Source organism: Bacteroidia bacterium, from assembly GCA_041391665.1.
Lineage (GTDB): Bacteria > Bacteroidota > Bacteroidia > J057 > J057 > JAGQVA01.
On record JAWKNO010000003.1, the window covers coordinates 1,448,639 to 1,467,860 of the forward strand.

The window sequence follows — 19,222 nt, forward strand, 5'->3', positions numbered from 1 at the left end:
GAGACCGGAATATTGACAACATGAAAGAAACACCTTCTTACCAAGAGCAGTGGACAGACGCGTGGCTCGATAAAGCCCGCTTCCGCACAGATCCCGCGGCTGATGCCGTGGTTGCGTCAATCGTTGATACGTATGGTCCCAGGAAAGCGCAGGAAATCTTTGAGGTTCTGATCCGGAATGTAGGCATTCCATACGAACAACTTCCTGAGCAAACCCAGGATTTTTTCACAGCACACCATCGATTGCCAGTATGGGCAGACAAGGAGAAGATCCGCCTGGCAGAAAAGGTTTTCCTCGATCATGGCCCCAAGTTTCTGGTGTTTTTATATTACAAATCTCTTCCTACGGTGTACTCCTGTAAGAATGGAGCACCGGTGTTGACGCAAACCGGCAGGTTGGCGTTGGACAGAGAAGGGCTGGAAAAATTTACACGCCGTATAGCCGAAACAGGTCAGTTTCTGCTCGATGTCATGACAAAGGGCGGGCTCACTGATGAAGGGAAAGGCGTAAATGCGATTCTGAAGGTCAGGCTGATCCATGCAGCGATTCGCAGTTTTATCCTTTTAGGTGAATGGGACACAGCCACGCGGGGAAAGCCGATCAATCAGGAAGATATGGCGATTACGCTGATGACTTTTTCGATTAGTATGATAGATTCGATGCCGAAGTTTGGGTTGGATCTTGGCGAAAAAGAATCTGAAGCCTTTTTACATGCGTGGAAGGTTGCCGGGCATCTGATGGGGTTGGAGGCCGAATTATTGCCCGACTCGGTAGAAGCTGGGCGTTATCTGCACGACAAGATCCTTTCGAGGCAGTCTGGGACGTCGGAAGACGGGCTTATATTGACACAAGCGCTTATTTCATTTGTCGCACAGGCTGCGCCGGGGAAGATCCTGGATCCTGCGCCACAGATTTTGATGCGATACCTTATTGGAGACCATTTGGCGGATATGATGGGGGTCGAATCGCGTAAAGGCTGTTTGGGCTGGCTGGTTCCGCATAGTTTGAAGTCATTGTTTAGCTATACCGAGCGAATGGAAGACCGTCAGGAACCGGTAGCGTGGGTGATGGAGCGGGTAGCAGCCCATTTGCTGGAAAAAATGGTCGGTTATTTTGATCATTATAAAGGACGGAAATTTGAGATCGACCCAGAGTTGAGGCGTCATTGGGAAGTGTAGGGCGTAGTATGCCCAACTGGTCAGCCATAAAAAAGCCGGAGATCTTTGGGGATCTCCGGCTGTAATAATGCTCTTTCCAATGCCTACTTTGTAGCGATGTAGTCGATATTGTGCCAGCCGGGGACAATGCCACTGCTGCTGTCTCCATATCTTACATACGCATAGTTGCCACTCAGTGTATTGCCATTGACCGTGCCCTGAATCATATAAACAGATTTGTTGCTATTGGCCAAAACTGCGACAAAACGATTGTTGCCTACACGGCCTTTCATAATGTGCGCCGACCACTCTGATTGAAAGCCTGACATGGTTACGGTGATTTCGTCACCTGTCTGGGCAATGGTAAAGGTTGTGCTGCCTGCTATTGCATTTTCTACCGGTGTGCGATCAAGGAAAACTTCTTTTCCCTTAAACTTCATGGTATAGGTACCGGCGATATTTTGTGCGTGCAGGGACATGAAAGCAGAAAGAATAACGAAGGTCAGAACAATGAGATTTTTCATAATTTTTAAGCTCTGTTTGTTGGTGATAACTGAAATACACCTATTGGTATCTGACCAAACCGAAAACGTAACTTGTATTTACTTTTTTTTTCTGTTACGGAATCTTAAACGGGATTCCCATAGTTATTTATAGGCATGCGAAAAGAAAAAGTTGTTCCCTGTTTTTCTACAGAATCTATTTTAAGAATCCCGCTACATTCTTCCGCCCGTTTTTTCATACTCAGCAATCCGTTGCCCTGCCTGATGGTTTTTTGATCAAAACCCTTTCCGTTATCCGCAATGTCCAGATTAAAATAGCCGTCCGATAAATAGATGGAGATTGTGACAAAACCAGCATGCGAATGTTTTGCAATATTGTTGATGGCTTCCCGGAAAATCAGGATGATATTTTTCTTTTGGTCAATCGTCAGTGAAACCGATACGATATCATCGGAAAGCATCATTTTCCAGCCAATTTCTGCAGGTACTAAAAGCGTCGCCACCGCATCATCCAATTTTCTTACCAGTGCGTTCATTCCCTCATTTCTTGGTTGAATCGCCCAAACGACATCGCTCATTCTTCCCACCATTTCCCTTGCCTGAGCAGAGATTTTTTCGAGAATGCCTTTTATGGAGTTATTGGCCGAACCTTCCCGCCGGGCTACTTCTGAGTAGAGAGCGATACTGCTTAAGGTAGCCCCAATATCATCGTGAAGATCGCGGGCAATACGATCACGTATATCCTGAATCTGTGCATTCAGCAATTCGTTTTCTTTCATTTTCTCCACCAATGCCTCACTGGAGAGCGTTTTTTGGATTTCGTCTTGCCGGAATTTATAGGCAATAGCCGAAGAGAAGAACAATAGTTCGACAGGAACAGCAAAGAAGAAGAAATTGATTGAAAAATTTTCTATTAGTGCATGTCCCAATATCCTTAAGCTTAAGGACGAAATAATATTTGACAGTGCGCCGAGGATAAAAAACAAGCTGCCAATAATCAACAACCTGGCAGAAGTATCTTTCTTAAAAAAAACTCTTTTTATCAACCAAATGCTCAGCACTAATAAGATCATGGAAAAAGACATAAACCAAACAAATGAAGCTATCTTTTGGTAGGTGAGGAATAAGATAAAATTTACAGGGATATAGAAGGCAATACTGGTAAGCGCCACCCGAATCAGTTTTTTACCTGTTGCATCATTTCGAGAGATTTGCAAAAACCTGTCTGAAAACAAAAAATAGAACCCAAAAGCAACGAAATACATATTATGGGCAATCGGGTCAAGCGTAATCTGCGAAAAAAAGAAGGGGAGCGGCATGTATATAAAGTCCGCATATTGCAGGTGAAGAGAAAGCGCCAGCGGAATAATATACAAAGCATATAAAAGATACATAACCTGCCTGATGATCCCCCATAATAGCAAGGCAAATAATATCTGGAAACCCAGGATTGACATAGAAACCAGATAGATGTGGAGGTATGATTTTCGATTAAAATAGTTCTGATAAGCCTTTGTATATAAACTTTCACGATCATAGGCAAACAAATGAAATTCGTTGGAGTCTAGCGATTCACCCGGGACGGCAAGTCTGAAATCGTATTCCCCGCCAGGAGGGATTACAGAGCGAAACGTATGTCTTTCTTCCAAAGGGAATCCTCTCGGCAGGGGCGCGTCAGGGCCTGCAAGAGCGAAGCCGGATAAGGAATCCCCGGTATCCTTTTGCCAGCATTGGATGTTAAACCGGTAACTTAGAAAAAATAATTCTACGCTGGTATCTGCGTGATTGTAAAGTTTACCGGTAATCCATTTTGCAGATTTAGCTTCTATGCCTAATGGGAACGCGTGCTCTGTCATTGGCAGGAACTGGGTATTCAGATGATCATTTTGCGCACTGTCAGCCAGCATTGGTTGAACCATTACCTCAATACCCGAGAGAATCAGCGGGTCTGAAAGAATCAATTCTCCCTGTCCCTGTGCCTGAAGCCAAAAAGCCAAAAGCCAAAATCCGCTAGCCCAAGCCCTTTTCCACATACCTGAAAGATTTAGGTTGGTAAAGTTAAACTACCCTTTAGAATTTTGTAGAAAGAAAAAAAAATGTTCGCCAAATAATTTGGAATCAATCTAAATAAGCAACTTAAAACCTATGCATTTTCCTGTAAATCCTTTGACTATATATTTAGTTCGAACCTCAAACTACTTTAGTATCAAATGTTTCTGAAAAATAGACTATCTGTTTAATATTGAAAGGACCCTGCAGGGATTTTCCACGATTACGAACGGTTTATTCCTTTACTGAAGCATACAAAATAATAAGGCTATTGAATAGTGAAAAAAAAATTCATATTATGAATCTTGATAGCAGTTGTTGCTATTTTTCTCATTCATTCACCACAACAACTAACAGGCTTTATTATGCAGAAAATTGCCTCATTAAGCTTCTTATTGCTCTTGAGTTTCGGTTTGACCAGGGCACAGGGCATTCGACCTGAAGCGCCTAAAAAGTTTCCCGGTTTAGTTACACTAGAGCAAGCACTCCCTGCTAGTCAGAGACAGACGGCATTTGAACAGAACCTTGATTTTTCGGAAGGAGATGAGCTTAGATCTATGGAAGTATTTCAGGATCAGTTAGGCTTTACCCACGAAAAATTTCAGCAGTATTATCAAGGAATCAAAGTTGAAGGAGCTACTTATACTGCGCATATGAAGAATGGCAGTATCAAACTTTTGTCTGGTTATTTTGCAGACATAAAAGATGTGAGTGTAACTCCCGGTATTTCTGAGTCAACCGCACTGAGTACAGCTTTGGGATATGTGGGCGCAACCCGCTACATGTGGCAGGAGTCTGCACAGACCGGGCAATCTACCGGGGAGATGCCACAGGGCGAACTGGTTTTATTGCCTGATATGGATGGCCGTGCGCCTGCGCGCCTGGCATGGAAGTTTGACATCTATGCGGTAGAGCCTTTGTATAGAGCTTATGTGTTTATTGATGCAACCAATGGTCAGTTTATCACCGAACACGCCCGTATTCACCATACCAATGTAGCTGCATCGGGAGCAAGTCTCTACAACGGTACAGTTACATTTACTGCCGACCAGACTGCGGCTACCTCTTTCCGCTTAAGGCAGACAGCTATGGGTAGCGGGATTGAAACTTATTCGCTGAATAATGGAACTAATTATACTGCTGCTACAGACATTACCAGTACCTCCAGTACTTTTACAGGTAAGGCTACCGGGGTACAGGCACATTACGGGGCAGAGCAAACCTATCTCTATTACCTCAATGCACATGGCCGCAACTCTTACAACGGTACAGGCGGTGTGCTTCGCTCTTATGTAAGCTATAGCAACAACTATGTGAATGCTTATTGGGATGGTACCCGTATGACTTACGGTGACGGAAACGGCACCAGCTATGGACCGTTGGTTTCGCTGGATATCACAGGCCATGAGATTTCACATGGGGTAACCGAATATTCTGCGAACCTGGTATATCAGCGTGAATCCGGTGCATTGAATGAGTCTTTCTCTGATATTTTTGGAGAAATGGTAGAGTACACCGCGCTGCAGGCACTCAACGGTGGTACCAACGACTGGCTGATGGGGGATGATATTGGCATTGGAGGTTCTGGCGCATTGCGCTCTATGAGCAATCCGGGCCTGTATGGTGATCCAGATACTTATGGCGGCGCAAACTGGGGTACCCCCAACTGCGGTACTCCTACCCAAAGCAATGACTATTGTTATGTACACTCCAATTCCGGAGTACAAAACAAATGGTTTTATGTACTTGCTATGGGAGAATCCGGTACAAATGATATAGGAAGTGTTTATAGTGTAACAGGCATTGGCCGTACCAAAGCAGCGGCTATTGCTTATCGCAACCTGACCGTTTATCTGAGTTCATCATCAACCTTTGCCAACGCACGTGCCGGTTCGATCCAGGCTGCCATTGACCTCTATGGAGCAGGAAGTGCAGAAGAAATTGCGACTACCAATGCATGGTATGCGGTAGGTGTTGGAAATGAATATGGCAACACTTCTGTCAGCTATTGTACTTCCAATGGAACCAACGTCAATGACGAATATATCCAGCGAGTTCAACTGAATACTATTGACAATGCTTCAGGTTCTGGCGGAGGATATTCAAACCACACCAATATTTCTACAGACCTGACAAAAAATACCAGCTATACGATCACCATCACTCCACGCTGGACTGCAACTGTCTATCCCGAAGGATACAGCGTATGGATTGACTACAACCAGGATGGAGACTTTGCTGATGCAGGTGAGCAGGTAGCTTCACAAGCTGCGACAACGGCAACACCAATCAGCAAATCATTTACTGTGCCTTCCACAGCAACAGACGGCCCTACCCGGATGCGGGTCTCTATGAAATACAATGGTATACCGACATCGTGTGAAAGTTTCACCTATGGTGAAGTAGAGGATTATACCGTAAATATCGGCAATGGCGGTGGCGCTGACACACAGGCCCCTACAGCACCGACCGGTCTTTCTGCTTCAGGAACTACCCAAACGACTACCAGCCTTACCTGGAATGCCTCTACAGACAATGTAGGCGTAACAGGCTACAAAGTATATCTTAATGGCACCAGCATAGGAACCGTTACAGGTACAGCCGCGAATGTTACCGGTCTTACGGCTTCTACGACCTATTCTTTCTATGTAACAGCTTTGGATGCTGCTGCCAACGAATCAGGTGCAAGTAATACTGTGAATGTCACAACACAAAGTGCCGCAGATACTCAGGCGCCGACAGCACCATCTGGCCTGGCAGCTTCAAACATTACGCAGACCAGTGCAGATCTGTCCTGGACAGCTTCCACAGACAACGTAGGGGTGGATCATTATAACGTATATGTAGGCGGTGTACTCAACGGTACCTCCGCTACAACCAGCTATGCGCTTTCTGGTCTTACCGCTTCTACGACTTACTCCGTCTATGTGACAGCTTCAGATGCTGCTGGCAATACCTCCGGACAGAGCAATACCATCAATGTCACTACTTTAAGCGCAGGTGGCGGTGGCACCACTACGATTTCAGCCAGCTACTTCGAAACCGGATGGGATGACTGGAATGATGGTGGAAGTGATTGTGCAAGGTATGCAGGTACACGCTCTTATGAAGGTACTTATTCTATCTATATCCGCGACAACTCTGGTGTAGCTTCTTCCATGACGACAAATGCATTTAACCTGAGTGGATATGCTTCTGTGGAGGTGGATTTCTACTTCTATGTGGTTAGCATGGAAAATAATGAAGATTTCTGGTTACAATACAATGATGGGTCAGGATGGCAAACGGTAGCCACGTATGTAAGAGGTGTAAATATCAATAACAATACCTTCTATCATTCGACGATCACCCTCAATGCGGGTACTTACACATTCAACAACAGCGGTCAGTTCCGCTTCCGTTGTGATGCCAGTGATAATAGTGACCTTATCTATATTGACCAGGTAACCATTACCGGCACGAGCCCGGCAGTTGCTGCCGTAGCTTCTGCCAGTGGGGTTGGGTTTGAACTGGAAGAAGTAGGAGGGCTTAACGAAACAGCCGGCTTTACAACTACTACAGACTTTGAAGGCGACCTTCAATTGTACCCAATGCCTGCCACTGACTACCTCAATGTAGCAGCAGCAGACGAAATTGTGTCCGTATCTGTATATACGATGGAGGGTAAACTCGTCATGAAAGCAGATGCAGCGCAGCTCAAAAACGGGCTCAACGTATCAAACCTGAGTGCCGGTGTTTATCTGATTACCGTAAATACTGTAGAAGAAGTACTGAATAGCAAGTTTATTAAAGAATAATAAGTTCTTTTTCTTAAGAAAAGCCCTCAGAAGTTGACAACTCTGAGGGCTTTTTATTTCATTTAAAATAATGAGTGAGATAAAATAATGACACAAGGCTAACAAAGTACCTGAAAAGTCGTTTTTAGGTTGGAAGGAAATTTAACTTTACCAGAACATATCTCCAACAGTTTCACTCAGACCATCAAACAATGAAATATTTTTCTACAGGGATTTTAGTGATTATTTTCCCGGTTTTTATTTTCGCACAATCTGCCTCACACACGATCAGCGGTTATGTAAAAATAGCAGAATCAGGTGAAAGCCTTATTGGTGCTACGATTGTTGCCCCCGAACTCCAGAAGGGTACTTATACCAATGAGTACGGCTTTTATTCACTTACGCTTCCAGCATCCAAAGACACCGTATCGATCCGCTATATATTTGCCGGATATCTCACTCAGGTGCAGCGAATCAGTATGGACACAGACCAGCGGATTGATATAGAGCTTGAAGTGAAAAGCCTTGACGAAGTGCTGATTGAAGCAGAGGGTTTTGACGAACAGCTCAACTCCACCGAAATGAGTGTAAGCCGGATCAGTATGGCAGAAGCCAAAATTTTACCGGCACTTTTTGGAGAAGTTGACATTATCAAAACGCTACAGCTCAAGCCTGGGGTCTCTTCAGGAAGTGAAGGAAGTTCGGGAATTTATGTGCGGGGGGGCGGGCCTGACCAGAACCTCATTCTTCTGGACAATACCGTTCTTTACAATCCTTCCCACCTTTTCGGTTTTTTCAGCACATTCAACTCTGATGCGGTGAAAGACGTCAAGCTGTATAAAGGCGGTTTTCCTGCCCAGTACGGCGGTCGCCTTTCTTCCGTCATTGATGTCAAAATGAATGATGGAAATAAAAAACAATTTTCCGGTGCAGGAGGTATTGGACTTATCGCTTCCCGCTTGACGCTGGAAGGGCCGATTGTAAAGGACAAAGCTTCTTTTATGATTTCTGGTCGTCGTACATATGTGGATGTTTTTACCAGGCTGATCAACGAAGCACAAAAAGACAATCAAGATTTCAACCGGATCCCCGATTATTTTTTCTACGACTTTAACGCCAAGCTCAATTACGAAATCAGCGATAAAGACCAGTTGTTTCTGAGCGGATATTTTGGCCGGGACAGATTCAAGTTTGATGATGGAGATTTTGACTTCAACTTCGATTGGGGGAACAGCAATACAACCCTCCGGTGGAACCATATTTTTACTCCCCGGTTATTTCTCAATACATCAGCCAGCTATTCCGACTACGAATATAAGATCAGCAACCAGTTTGATATTTTTTCGTTTGAGCTTTCATCCCGCATTACTGACGGAAGTCTGAGTACAGATTTTACCTGGCTGCCTACTGACCAGCATACTGTAAAATTTGGAGCCAAAGGGATTTATCACCGCTTTATTGTAGGACGCCTGGATGCAGGCGCTGCTGACAGTAGTTTCCAGTTTAATGCCGGGAATAATTATTATGGCACCGAATTGGCCGCCTACATTTCCGATGATTTTGATGTGAATGAGGCACTTACGATCAATACAGGTCTTCGAATCTCAGGATTTGCCGGTGACAGCAGTTTTTATTACGGAGTAGAGCCGAGGATTGCGGCCAAATACAGCCTTTCCCAAAAGGTCTCATTGAAAGCCAGTTATGCCCGTATGATGCAGTACCTGCATCTTGTCGCAAGTAGTGGCGCATCTTTACCTACAGATATCTGGTATCCATCCAATAGTCGGGTAAAGCCACAAAGCTCTGATCAGATCGCGGCAGGAATTACCATTCAAATCGGTGAAAATTGGCTGCTCAGCAATGAAGTTTATTATAAGTGGCTGCACAATCAGATCGACTTTCGCGATGCGGCCAACCTGTTTGTCAACGACAACCTGGACAGGGAATTTGTTTTTGGGAAAGGGTGGGGATATGGAAATGAATTTTACCTTGAAAAGAAAAACGGAAGACTCACGGGCTGGATAGGTTATACCCTTTCGTGGGCGTGGCGTCAGTTTGATGGGGTAAACAAAAGCGGAGAGACCATTCCTGAAGATATTATCAATGGCGGTCAGCCATTTCACCCACGCAATGACAAACGCCACGATGTGTCGGTAGTTGCCATTTACCAGCTCACCAAACGTTGGAGTTTTAGTTCTTCATGGGAATTTCGAACAGGAAATGCAACAACCCTTGCAGTAGGCAGATACTTCTCTTTTGGGCCGGGTTTTTTCAACGGAAACTTTTCGGATCCCAATATTGTCCCGGTCTATGTGGATCGAAACAGTTTCAGGATGCCACCTTATCACAAACTAGATATTGGTATTGTCTGCAAATTTTTTCCTAAATGGGGCGAGTCGGATCTCACGTTTAGTGTTTATAATGCTTACAACCGCCGCAATCCCTATTTCATTTACCCTGACAATGTACGGGATGCCAATGGAACCATTATTGGTCAACAGGCCAAGCAGGTTGCTTTATTTCCGGCCATCCCCTCTATCACATACAACTTTAAGTTTTAATCAACCATGCGCAAGTTAACTTTATATACCCTCGTACTTCTCGCCGCTGTTGTCGCCGCTTGCGATATGCAAAAAGAGGTAGATCTGAAACTTCCCGAGTATGAATCACAAATGGCGGTTGAGTGTTACCTTCAACCCGGGCAGCCCTATATACTTTCGCTCATCGAAAGTGTACCCTATTACGACAATATCCGCATCAAATATGTTACGGATGCGACGGTAACGATCGCCCACAATGGCAAAACTATTACCTTAAATCGTTTTGGTGTAGCTGTACCCGATTCGTTGGATGAACTGGGCGTATTAAAACCGATTATCGGGGACACAATCTACACCTATGTTGCCTTTGATGTGGTTCCGGAGAATTATTATCAGGATTTCACGCTGGAAATTACCCGTGCCAATGGAGACAAATTGTTTGCCACTACGCAGATTCTTCCTCCGGTAAAAATTGACACGATGACCTACAAGTACAATGATGACCAGAAAGCGTTTGTACTGACCAAGTTTCAGGATGATCCTGACAGAGCCAATTTTTATCGTGTGGTACTTCAGCGGCATAACCTGAATGACAATCCTGATCAGGACTTTTTTGTCAATGATGAAATCACGAATGGCGAGGAATTTAGTTTTGGGACAGCTTTCGAATACGAAAAAGGAGATACGCTGATACGCACGGTTTACCATATTACCGAAGACTATTATCGCTATCTGGAGACATCTTCCGCAGCTACAGATGCCAATTATAATCCATTTGGGCAACCTGCTACGATTAAGTCGAATATTTCTGGAGGGCTGGGTATATTTACCGGAATTACTTTTGACCGGAGGTGGTTGTATATTGAGTAGGATAATGCCTATTTTTACTCAATCAACTCATCGCCGTATGAAAAAACACTTTCTGACCTGTTGTTACCTGCTTTCTGTATTTGTTATGGTAAATGCCCAAGGCTCCTTTATTACTACTGACGGCACCCAATTTTACTATGAGGGGAAGCCGTATTATTTTCTGGGTACAAATTTCTGGTATGGCCTCAACCTGGGATCAAAAGGTGCGGGCGGTGACCGATCGAGACTGATTCGCGAGTTGGACCAGCTTGAGAGCATGGGCATTACCAACCTCCGAATTATGGCCGGTAGTGAAGGGCCTGACGAAGAGCCCTGGCGAATGTCGCCGGCATTGCAGCCCAGTCAGGGAGAATATAACCAGGAAGTACTCGACGGGCTGGATTTTCTTTTGGCGGAAATGGGCAAGAGGAAGATGTTTGGTGTAGTTTGTCTGAACAATTTCTGGCCATGGTCAGGCGGAATGACCCAATACCTTGTATGGCAAAAAGGAGGAAGAATTCCCTATCCACCGCCAGCCGAAGGTGGGGACTGGGGCAGCTATCAGTTGTTTACCACCGATTTTTACACCAATGAATCCGCGATGAAAGCCTTTGAACAACATATGGCTTTTATCATACAGCGCACAAATCCTTATACGGGAAAGGCTTATCGCGACGATCCCACAATCATGGCCTGGCAGCTGGCAAATGAGCCACGTGGCATCCTTAAAATTGCGGCATACCGCACCTGGATAGAGCGGAGCGCAGCTTTTATCAAGACCCTTGACAAAAACCATTTAGTGACGATAGGGAGTGAAGGAGCAACTTCCAGCAAATTTGCGGGAACCCGTTTCAACAAAGACCATGCGATCGCGAATATCGATTATACAACGATCCATATCTGGGTGCAAAACTGGGGTTGGTTTGATCCTGAAAAAGGAGAGGCGAGTTTACCTGAAGCGGAGGCCAAAGCAAAAAAATATTTACTCAAACACGTGAGTCAGGCAAAAAAACTCCATAAGCCGATTGTTTTGGAAGAATTTGGTATTTCCCGTGACAACAACAGCCACGATGCGAGTACACCGGCTACAATACGAGATGCGTATTACCGCTTTATGTTTGAGCAAATATTTGAGCTGGCAGAAAAGGGTACACCTGTAGCTGGGGCAAATTTCTGGGCATGGGGCGGAGAAGGCCGTCCGAGAGAACCGCATGCCATATGGAAAGCGGGAGATGACTTTATCGGAGATCCCCCACATGAGTATCAGGGTTGGTATTCTGTCTATGACAAAGATGAAAGCACCCTCCGTGTTATCCGCGAATTTGCAGGAAAAATGAAGGGGCTTTAAGATCAGGACAGTTCTGCGCCTACTTTTTCGAGTAGAGCTTTGGAAGCGCGGATACCTGCATATTCATCCAGAACCCGGCCTTCATATTCAATTCCTACAAAACCGCGATACCCAGCGTCTTTGACGATTTGCATCATGCGTTTATAGTCTGTGTGGATTTCATTGCCAGCCTCATCGAAGTCGTTGGTTTTGGCGCTTACCGCTTTGGCGTACTTCATCATTTCAGTTACACCCGTATAGCGGTCATATTCTTCGTCACAGCCATTTTCAGTGCGTTTGAGACAGAAGTTACCAAAGTCGGGCAACGTTCCGCAGTTTTCCATTGCGATTTCTGCCATTACGCCAGTGAGCCAGCTTCCGTCGGAGGAATAACCACCATGATTTTCGACGATTACATTCATTCCGAAGTCTTTGGCAAATGTAGCGAGGCTACCCAACCCCTGCACAGCGCCTGCATGCACTTCTTCGGCAGTTCCTACCCCGTGGGCATTTACCCGGATGGAGTGGCAGCCGAGAAATTTGGCAGCTTCCACCCATTTGTAGTGGTTTTCGACAGCAATTTTGCGTTCAGCTTCATCAGGCGCACCCAGGCTTCCTTCTCCATCAATCATAATGAGAAGCGTTTTAAGTCCCAGATCATCGGCGCGGGTTTTCAGTTCGGTGAGATATGCGGTATCTTTTGCTTTGTCCTTAAAAAACTGATTGACATACTCTACCCCATCAACGCCAAACTCATTTTTGGCTACGCCCGGGAATTCCATATGTGTCAATTTGCCATCAAACAAAGTTTTGTGGAGAGACCATTCTGCCAGTGAAATTTTAAAAAACATTTCTTTTACCGTGTCATTAGTTTGGTTAGTGGCCGGAGAATGACAGCTTTCGAGCAGCCAGGGAGTGATGATTAATCCAGAGGTTGCGAGAGCACTTTTTTGGAGGAAGGTACGGCGCTTGAGATTCATGAGTTAAACAGTATTTAGAGGTCAGTGAAAGGTAAGGCTCAAATTAAAAATTTTCGGTAAAAAAGATACTGTCATTCGGGCTTTATGGGATAAATTAAAGTAGCAGGGAAAAAATGCAAAGGAGCGGGCCATTCACGATAAAGGGGAATTGGATTTTGTTGGGGAAATGGTTAATATAGCGTTTGATAATTTGGAAGAATATCCATAAATTAACCCCCGTTAACGGGGGTTAGCGCCTCCCACAGGCTTAACAAATTGTCATTCCCCCCCTAATTCCCGTCCATATAAATCCCTTTTTCAACACTATTGGAGTAAAACGATTATTTTGCCGATAATTGCTTTCCTTTTCGGGGCGAATTTATTTCTATGCTTATGAAGTATATCTGGAATGCCTTATCGATTCTATTTCTCCTTTTTCTACTGCCCTCCTGTAACGATAACTCTATGCAATTTATCCGGCAAACCCTTGGCTCTAACTGGGAATTCCGCCAGCTTCCTCAAGATACCTGGATGCCTGCCACCGTTCCTGGCACAGTTCATAGCGACCTGTTCAACAATGGAAAAATCCCTGATCCGCAATACCGTACTCAGGAAAAAGATGTGCAGTGGATCGAAGATGAGGATTGGGAATATAAAACCGAACTCTCCGCAAATAGCGAATTGCTTGCAATGGACGCCATTCACCTTAAATTTAACGGGTTGGATACCTATGCAGATGTTTTCCTCAACGACTCACTCCTATTGACTGCCGACAATATGTTTCGGACATGGGAAGTCGATGTCAAACCCTTTCTGAAGCAGGGAAACAACGAATTGCGGGTTTATTTCCATTCTCCGATCTCGGAGGGAATGAAGAAGTTTAATGCTACCCCCTACCTTATTCCCGCGACCAATGAACTCGCCCCTCAGGACCGCCGTACCAGCGTACATACCCGCAAAGCACCCTATCACTTTGGCTGGGACTGGGGACAGCGTCTCGTCACCAGCGGGATATGGAGGCCGGTCGAACTGATCGCATGGAATCATGCCCGGATAGAAGATGTGCGTATCCAGACACAATCTATTTCTCCGGAAAAAGCAAAGTATCTGGCTCTTGTAAATATTTCTGCGGTATCTTCTGTGGAGGTAAAACTGGATGTTTTTATTAATGATAATCCGGCTTCCATTAGCACAAAAACCATTTCGGCGAAACCAGGAACCACAGCTGTAGAAATTCCTTTTGATATTACTAACCCGGAGATTTGGTGGCCAAACGGCCTGGGAGACCATCCTTTGTATAATATTTCCTTCCGGCTTTCAACTGGCGGGGCTGTTGTCCATTCCCATAAGGAAAGAATCGGTGTCAGAGAAGTTAAGTTGGTACAAACTCCCGATGATGCCGGATCCAGTTTTCATTTTGAGGTAAATGGCATTCCTGTATTTATGAAAGGGGCAAACTATATTCCCCCTCACAATCTTAACCCTACCGTAACAACCGAACAATACCAACGCGTGATCCAGGCCGCAGTGGATGCCCATATGAATATGCTCCGCGTTTGGGGAGGCGCCATTTACGAAAATGACGAATTTTATAACCTATGCGATGAAAACGGTATTCTCATCTGGCAAGATTTTATGTTTGCCTGTGCCATGTACCCCGCAAATGAGGCTTTTCTCGAAAGTGTGAAGCAGGAGGCCATTGACAATATCAAACGCCTCCGTAATCACCCCTGCCTGGCTATGTACTGTGGAAATAATGAAAATCTTACCGCCTGGCACAACTGGAACTGGCAAACGACTCACAACCTTTCGCCAGAAGATTCGGCAGAACTTTGGCATGGCTATGAGCGTGTATTCTATGAAATCCTGCCTGAAGCAATTCAAACCTATGACCCCGGCCGATTTTTCTGGCCTTCCTCCCCTTCTTCTGCATTCAAAGAACTCGCCAACCATACCTCCGGCGATGAACATGACTGGCGGATTTGGTTTCAGCAAAAACCTTTCGATACCTATAAAGAAAAAACCGGGCGATTTGTCAGTGAATATGGCCTGCAGGCTTATCCTGATATGCGCACCGTCCGGGCATTTGCCAGAGAAGACGAACTGGACATGGACTCTGAGGTGATGCGCCACCGCCAGCGTTCCTTCATGCCCTACATCGCACCCGGATTTAGTGGAAATGACATGATCCTCTATTATGTGCGTGAATATTTTCCCGATCCCAAAGATTTTTCCGAATTGGTTTACTTTAGCCAATTGACCCAGAAAGAAGCGCTCAAAACCGGCACGGAAGCCCACCGACGAAATAAACCTTATACCATGGGCTCGCTCTATTGGCAGATTGATGACTGCTGGCCGACCATGTCCTGGGCAAGTATGGATTATTTCGGCAGGTGGAAAGCCAGTCATTACGCAGTAAAAAAATCGTATGAAGAAGTAATTGTTTCTCCCACAGTTGATGATGGAAAGGTACGGGTCTATGTGGTTTCTGACCGAATGACGCCCGTAACCGCGCAAATAGAAATTAAACTGATGGACTTTTATGGGAAAATTTTATTCTCTCAGAATATCCCCGTGGAAGTATATGCTAATTCCAGCCGGTATTTTTTTGAAAAACCGCTGGAATCAATGATACAGCCGGGAATGGAAAAACGCCTCATGCTGGTAACAACCCTGCGTGAAAATGAATCAGTTCTGTCAGACAATATCCTGTATTTTGCACGCCCCAAGTCCCTGGATTTGCCAGAACCATCGCTCAAAACAACGGTTTCCGGGGAGAAAGGTAATTATACCGTAACCGTCACTTCGAATGCACTTGCCCTTGGCGTTCATCTGGATGTAACAGAACTGGAAGGTTTCTTCTCCGACAACTATTTTGATCTTTTACCCGGAGAAACTCGTACAGTCACTTTTACCCCCAAAACAAATGAAAAACCTCACTCGATGACCCTTACCACGCGCTCAGTGAGGAAAAGTGAATAATTTTTTAAATCTGTACCTATGACCGTTATCTACACTTCGTCCGCAGAAATCGAATCCCGGTTGCCGGAGATTTTGAATTCACCCTCCGACAATGGGGAAATCAAAATGCTGGTTGTCAGAAGAGCCTCCAACCATAGGGAAATCCGTAGGGAAGTTTTTTTCTCCCCCGAGGGCGGAATGGAAGGAGACCGTTGGGCAAAAGGAAAAAACAGCTATGATATGGAGCGTGGAGATCAACTTACGCTGATGAACAGCCGCATTCTGGAGTTGATTGCGGGCAATGACCCCGACCGGATGGCGCTTGCTGGCGACAATATTGTCGCAGATTTTGACCTGCGCGATGAAAATCTCGTTGCTGGACAACAATTGCAGGCAGGGGAAGTCGTGCTGGAAGTTACGGAAGTCCCACACAAAGGATGTGTAAAATTCTCCCAGCGCTTTGGACCCGAAGCATTGAAATTTATCAATACGCCCTCCAACCGCCATCTGCATCTCCGGGGCATTTATGTAAAGGTGGTTTCCCCTGGAATCATCCGCGTTGGGGATTCCATCCGGAAAATATCGTAGACACCCGGTCGATTCCCAACCAGGTGTCTTCCATACGTTGTTACAACCCCGCCAGAATCGCTTTTAACCGCTCCCAGGAAGCGTTTCTGGCAAGCTTGTTGTAATCATCCTCGCTAAGTGCAGGATCATCCCCTGTACGCATGTAGGCGTGGCCTGCACCTGGATAAATCACCGGCTCATAAAATTTTGATCCGGCTTTCATATTTTCTTTGGACGGATCGATTGTGCTATTTACCCGGTTGTCATTGCCGCCATAAAACCCATAAACCGGCGCTTTGATCCGCGCGTAGTCTTCCGCATTCTGCGGGCCTGTACCGTAAAAAACCAGAGCCGCTTTGATGTTTTCATTATTTGTAGCAAAACTGAAACATTGGCTTCCTCCCCAGCAAAAACCAATAGTTGCTGTTTTCCCATTCCCCGCCGAAAGCGAACGCGCATATAGTTCAACTGCCTGAAGATCTGCAGTTACCTGCTCGGGCTTTAACTCGTAGATTGCCTTACGGGCATCATCTGCATTGGCAAAGTCATCGGTCTTTCCCCCGTCGGGTCCTGCTCCTGATAGCATGTCGGGAGCAATGGCAATATATCCTGCCTCTGCAATCTGATCTGCAAAACTTCTTGCCCATTCATTCAACCCGCGGTTTTCATGTATGACAATGATTACCGGAACATTTTCAGATACCTCCGGATATACCAGAAAACATTGAACAATCCGATCTCCGTATTTCACCTCTACCCACTCCTGATGACGGGGAGATTTTTCCAGTTGAGCCAAAGCGTAATCCTGCGCCCAAAGGCCAAAAGAAATACCAACAAGTATAACAAGTAATAAAGTACTTTTCATAATAAGTAGTTTGTGTTTATTCGTATGTAACGTTCTCACTGGGTTTATAGCCGATTCTGTGTGCCTGAACGACCAGTTTTTCTCCGGGTCTCAGGGATAAGGGTTCCTGATAAACCATCCAATGCTCTCCTTGTTCAGCATTACCTCCAAGAATCTGATATCCGATGGATGCGCCTTCTGTGGCACAGGTAATCGATACCTTACCCTCTGCTGCGACAAATTCGGGTTTTGCGGTCTCCGGCTGAATCTGCCCCGGCCAAATGGTTTCTAAAAATTCTGGCTCCGGCAAAAGGCCTCTGTCCTGAATCGCCGTCATCCAGCGGTCGCACTCTTCGCGGAGTTCGAGGAGTTTTTCCTGATACTGGGGAAGTTCTGCGAGGTTGTGTAATTCGTGCGGGTCATTGATACAGTCAAATAGCTCTTCTTTGGGTTTGGAATCCCTAAACCACTGAGCCTGATATTCGTTTAGTTCGCCCGCGTCGCGCATTCGCAGCAATTCCTGCATGATGGGCATTTGTTCGCGGTAACGTACTTTCAGGTAATAACCCTGTTCGGGGCGATAGTTGCGGAGATATTTGAACTGATGGTCGCGTACGGCGCGGATCATATCGTATTCGGAGTCAAATCGATCACCGCCTCCATGAATATATTTTCTTTGGGGGCTGGTGGCATATCTGCCGAGGAAAGCTCTCCCGTCTACATAAGCCGGCGGTTCTATGCCAGCAAGAGACAGGATGGTAGGTTTGAAATCTACAAAACTGACGAGCTGATCATCGATTTCTCCTGCATTTCTTTGGTCAGGAAATCGAATAATCAGGGGTAAATGTAATCCTGAATCATAACACAATCTTTTCATTCTCGGTAAAGGCCCGCCATGGTCTGCATACCAGAAAATAATGGTGCTGTCCAGCAGATTATCTTCTTTCAGTTGCCGGATGATTTCGCCTACCTGTGCATCCATTTCCTTTATGTTGGAGTACATTCTGCGAATGTCTTTTCTGCCGATCTCATTATCAGGAAGATACGGTGGCACGGGGACGTCGAGATCTTCATCCACCCAGAGAGAATCTTCCGCTTTAGTCCAGATTCGCGATTCGTGGGTGACCTCAAAGTTGAAAATAGCAAAAAATGGCTGCCCCGGTGCGCGGTTGCGCCAATGTGCATTTTTACTGCTTTCGTCCCATGCAGTTACTGGCTTTTTCCATTGGTAATCTTCCTTTGCATTGTTGGTACAGTAGTAACCTGCCATTCGGAGGTGTTCGCCGTGCATTCTCACTTCCGGGGGAATAACCGCTTCGTAAGGTTTAAGGCCCGGGGCAAAATAGGCGGGATTTCCGCCCGTGCGCATGTGCATGCTGCCAATATGCGAGGGATACATCCCTGTAGCAATGGCCGACCGGCTGGGGGCGCAAACTCCTGAAGGCGAATATACCTGCGTATAGCGGATGCCTTCAGCCGCAAGCCAGCTAAGTGTGGGAGTTTCTACCGTCGAATCGCCAAATGACGGAATATAAGGCCCCAGGTCTTCAGCTACCAGCCAGATGATATTCGGGCGGAAAGGCAACTCGCGGTAAGGTTGCTCATCCTTTTCCGGAGAGGGCTTCGGATCACAGGCTGTGAGTATGACCACACAGGCCAGCAAGAGGAAAGGAAACTTCATAGTAGTAGA

Annotated in this window: 12 protein-coding genes; 7 read left to right on the plus strand and 5 right to left on the minus strand. The window is 45.7% G+C overall.

Annotated features, from left to right (window positions below):
• Positions 1-20 precede the first annotated feature (20 nt).
• Positions 21-1,178, plus strand: a complete 1,158-nt coding sequence (locus tag R3D00_28670) for an oxygenase MpaB family protein (GenBank protein ID MEZ4777184.1) — start codon at positions 21-23, stop codon at positions 1,176-1,178.
• An 83-nt stretch (positions 1,179-1,261) separates the two neighbouring features.
• Here R3D00_28670 and R3D00_28675 read toward each other — a convergent pair whose 3' ends face one another.
• Together R3D00_28675 and R3D00_28680 are read right to left on the minus strand one after the other, a co-directional pair.
• The gene (locus R3D00_28675) at positions 1,262-1,681 is read right to left on the minus strand and encodes a hypothetical protein (GenBank protein ID MEZ4777185.1); all 420 of its coding nucleotides are present in this window, start codon (positions 1,679-1,681) and stop codon (positions 1,262-1,264) included.
• Between the two features lie 104 nt (positions 1,682-1,785).
• Positions 1,786-3,693, minus strand: coding sequence for a sensor histidine kinase (locus R3D00_28680; GenBank protein MEZ4777186.1), 1,908 nt, complete (start codon positions 3,691-3,693; stop codon positions 1,786-1,788).
• Positions 3,694-4,074: 381 nt separating this feature from the next.
• Here R3D00_28680 and R3D00_28685 point away from each other — a divergent pair, with 381 nt between their 5' ends.
• The 4 genes from R3D00_28685 to R3D00_28700 all read left to right on the plus strand — a co-directional run bounded on the left by R3D00_28685 (position 4,075) and on the right by R3D00_28700 (position 12,222).
• Complete coding sequence (locus R3D00_28685; GenBank protein ID MEZ4777187.1) at positions 4,075-7,506, plus strand: M4 family metallopeptidase; 3,432 nt, start codon at positions 4,075-4,077, stop codon at positions 7,504-7,506.
• A gap of 191 nt (positions 7,507-7,697) precedes the next feature.
• Positions 7,698-10,046 (plus strand): TonB-dependent receptor, encoded by a 2,349-nt coding sequence (locus R3D00_28690; GenBank protein ID MEZ4777188.1) that lies wholly within the window; start codon positions 7,698-7,700, stop codon positions 10,044-10,046.
• A 6-nt stretch (positions 10,047-10,052) separates the two neighbouring features.
• On the plus strand, positions 10,053-10,895 hold the full coding sequence (locus R3D00_28695; protein ID MEZ4777189.1) for a DUF4249 domain-containing protein: 843 nt from the start codon (positions 10,053-10,055) through the stop codon (positions 10,893-10,895).
• A gap of 37 nt (positions 10,896-10,932) precedes the next feature.
• Positions 10,933-12,222 (plus strand): cellulase family glycosylhydrolase, encoded by a 1,290-nt coding sequence (locus tag R3D00_28700; protein ID MEZ4777190.1) that lies wholly within the window; start codon positions 10,933-10,935, stop codon positions 12,220-12,222.
• Positions 12,223-12,224: 2 nt separating this feature from the next.
• Here R3D00_28700 and R3D00_28705 read toward each other — a convergent pair whose 3' ends face one another.
• Positions 12,225-13,181 carry a sugar phosphate isomerase/epimerase family protein gene (locus R3D00_28705; GenBank protein ID MEZ4777191.1) on the minus strand — a complete coding sequence of 319 codons (957 nt, stop codon included), beginning with the start codon at positions 13,179-13,181 and terminating at the stop codon, positions 12,225-12,227.
• Positions 13,182-13,553: 372 nt separating this feature from the next.
• Between R3D00_28705 and R3D00_28710 the strand changes: the two genes are divergently transcribed.
• On the plus strand, positions 13,554-16,142 hold the full coding sequence (locus R3D00_28710) for a glycoside hydrolase family 2 protein (GenBank protein ID MEZ4777192.1): 2,589 nt from the start codon (positions 13,554-13,556) through the stop codon (positions 16,140-16,142).
• 18 nt (positions 16,143-16,160) lie between these two features.
• The gene (locus R3D00_28715; protein ID MEZ4777193.1) at positions 16,161-16,709 is read left to right on the plus strand and encodes an MOSC domain-containing protein; all 549 of its coding nucleotides are present in this window, start codon (positions 16,161-16,163) and stop codon (positions 16,707-16,709) included.
• 40 nt (positions 16,710-16,749) lie between these two features.
• On the opposite strand, the gene R3D00_28720 is transcribed toward R3D00_28715, so the two are convergent.
• Positions 16,750-17,553 (minus strand): dienelactone hydrolase family protein, encoded by an 804-nt coding sequence (locus R3D00_28720; GenBank protein ID MEZ4777194.1) that lies wholly within the window; start codon positions 17,551-17,553, stop codon positions 16,750-16,752.
• A gap of 16 nt (positions 17,554-17,569) precedes the next feature.
• Positions 17,570-19,213: a sulfatase gene (locus R3D00_28725; protein MEZ4777195.1), complete on the minus strand. Its 1,644-nt coding sequence runs from the start codon at positions 19,211-19,213 to the stop codon at positions 17,570-17,572.
• Between the last annotated feature and the right edge of the window lie 9 nt (positions 19,214-19,222).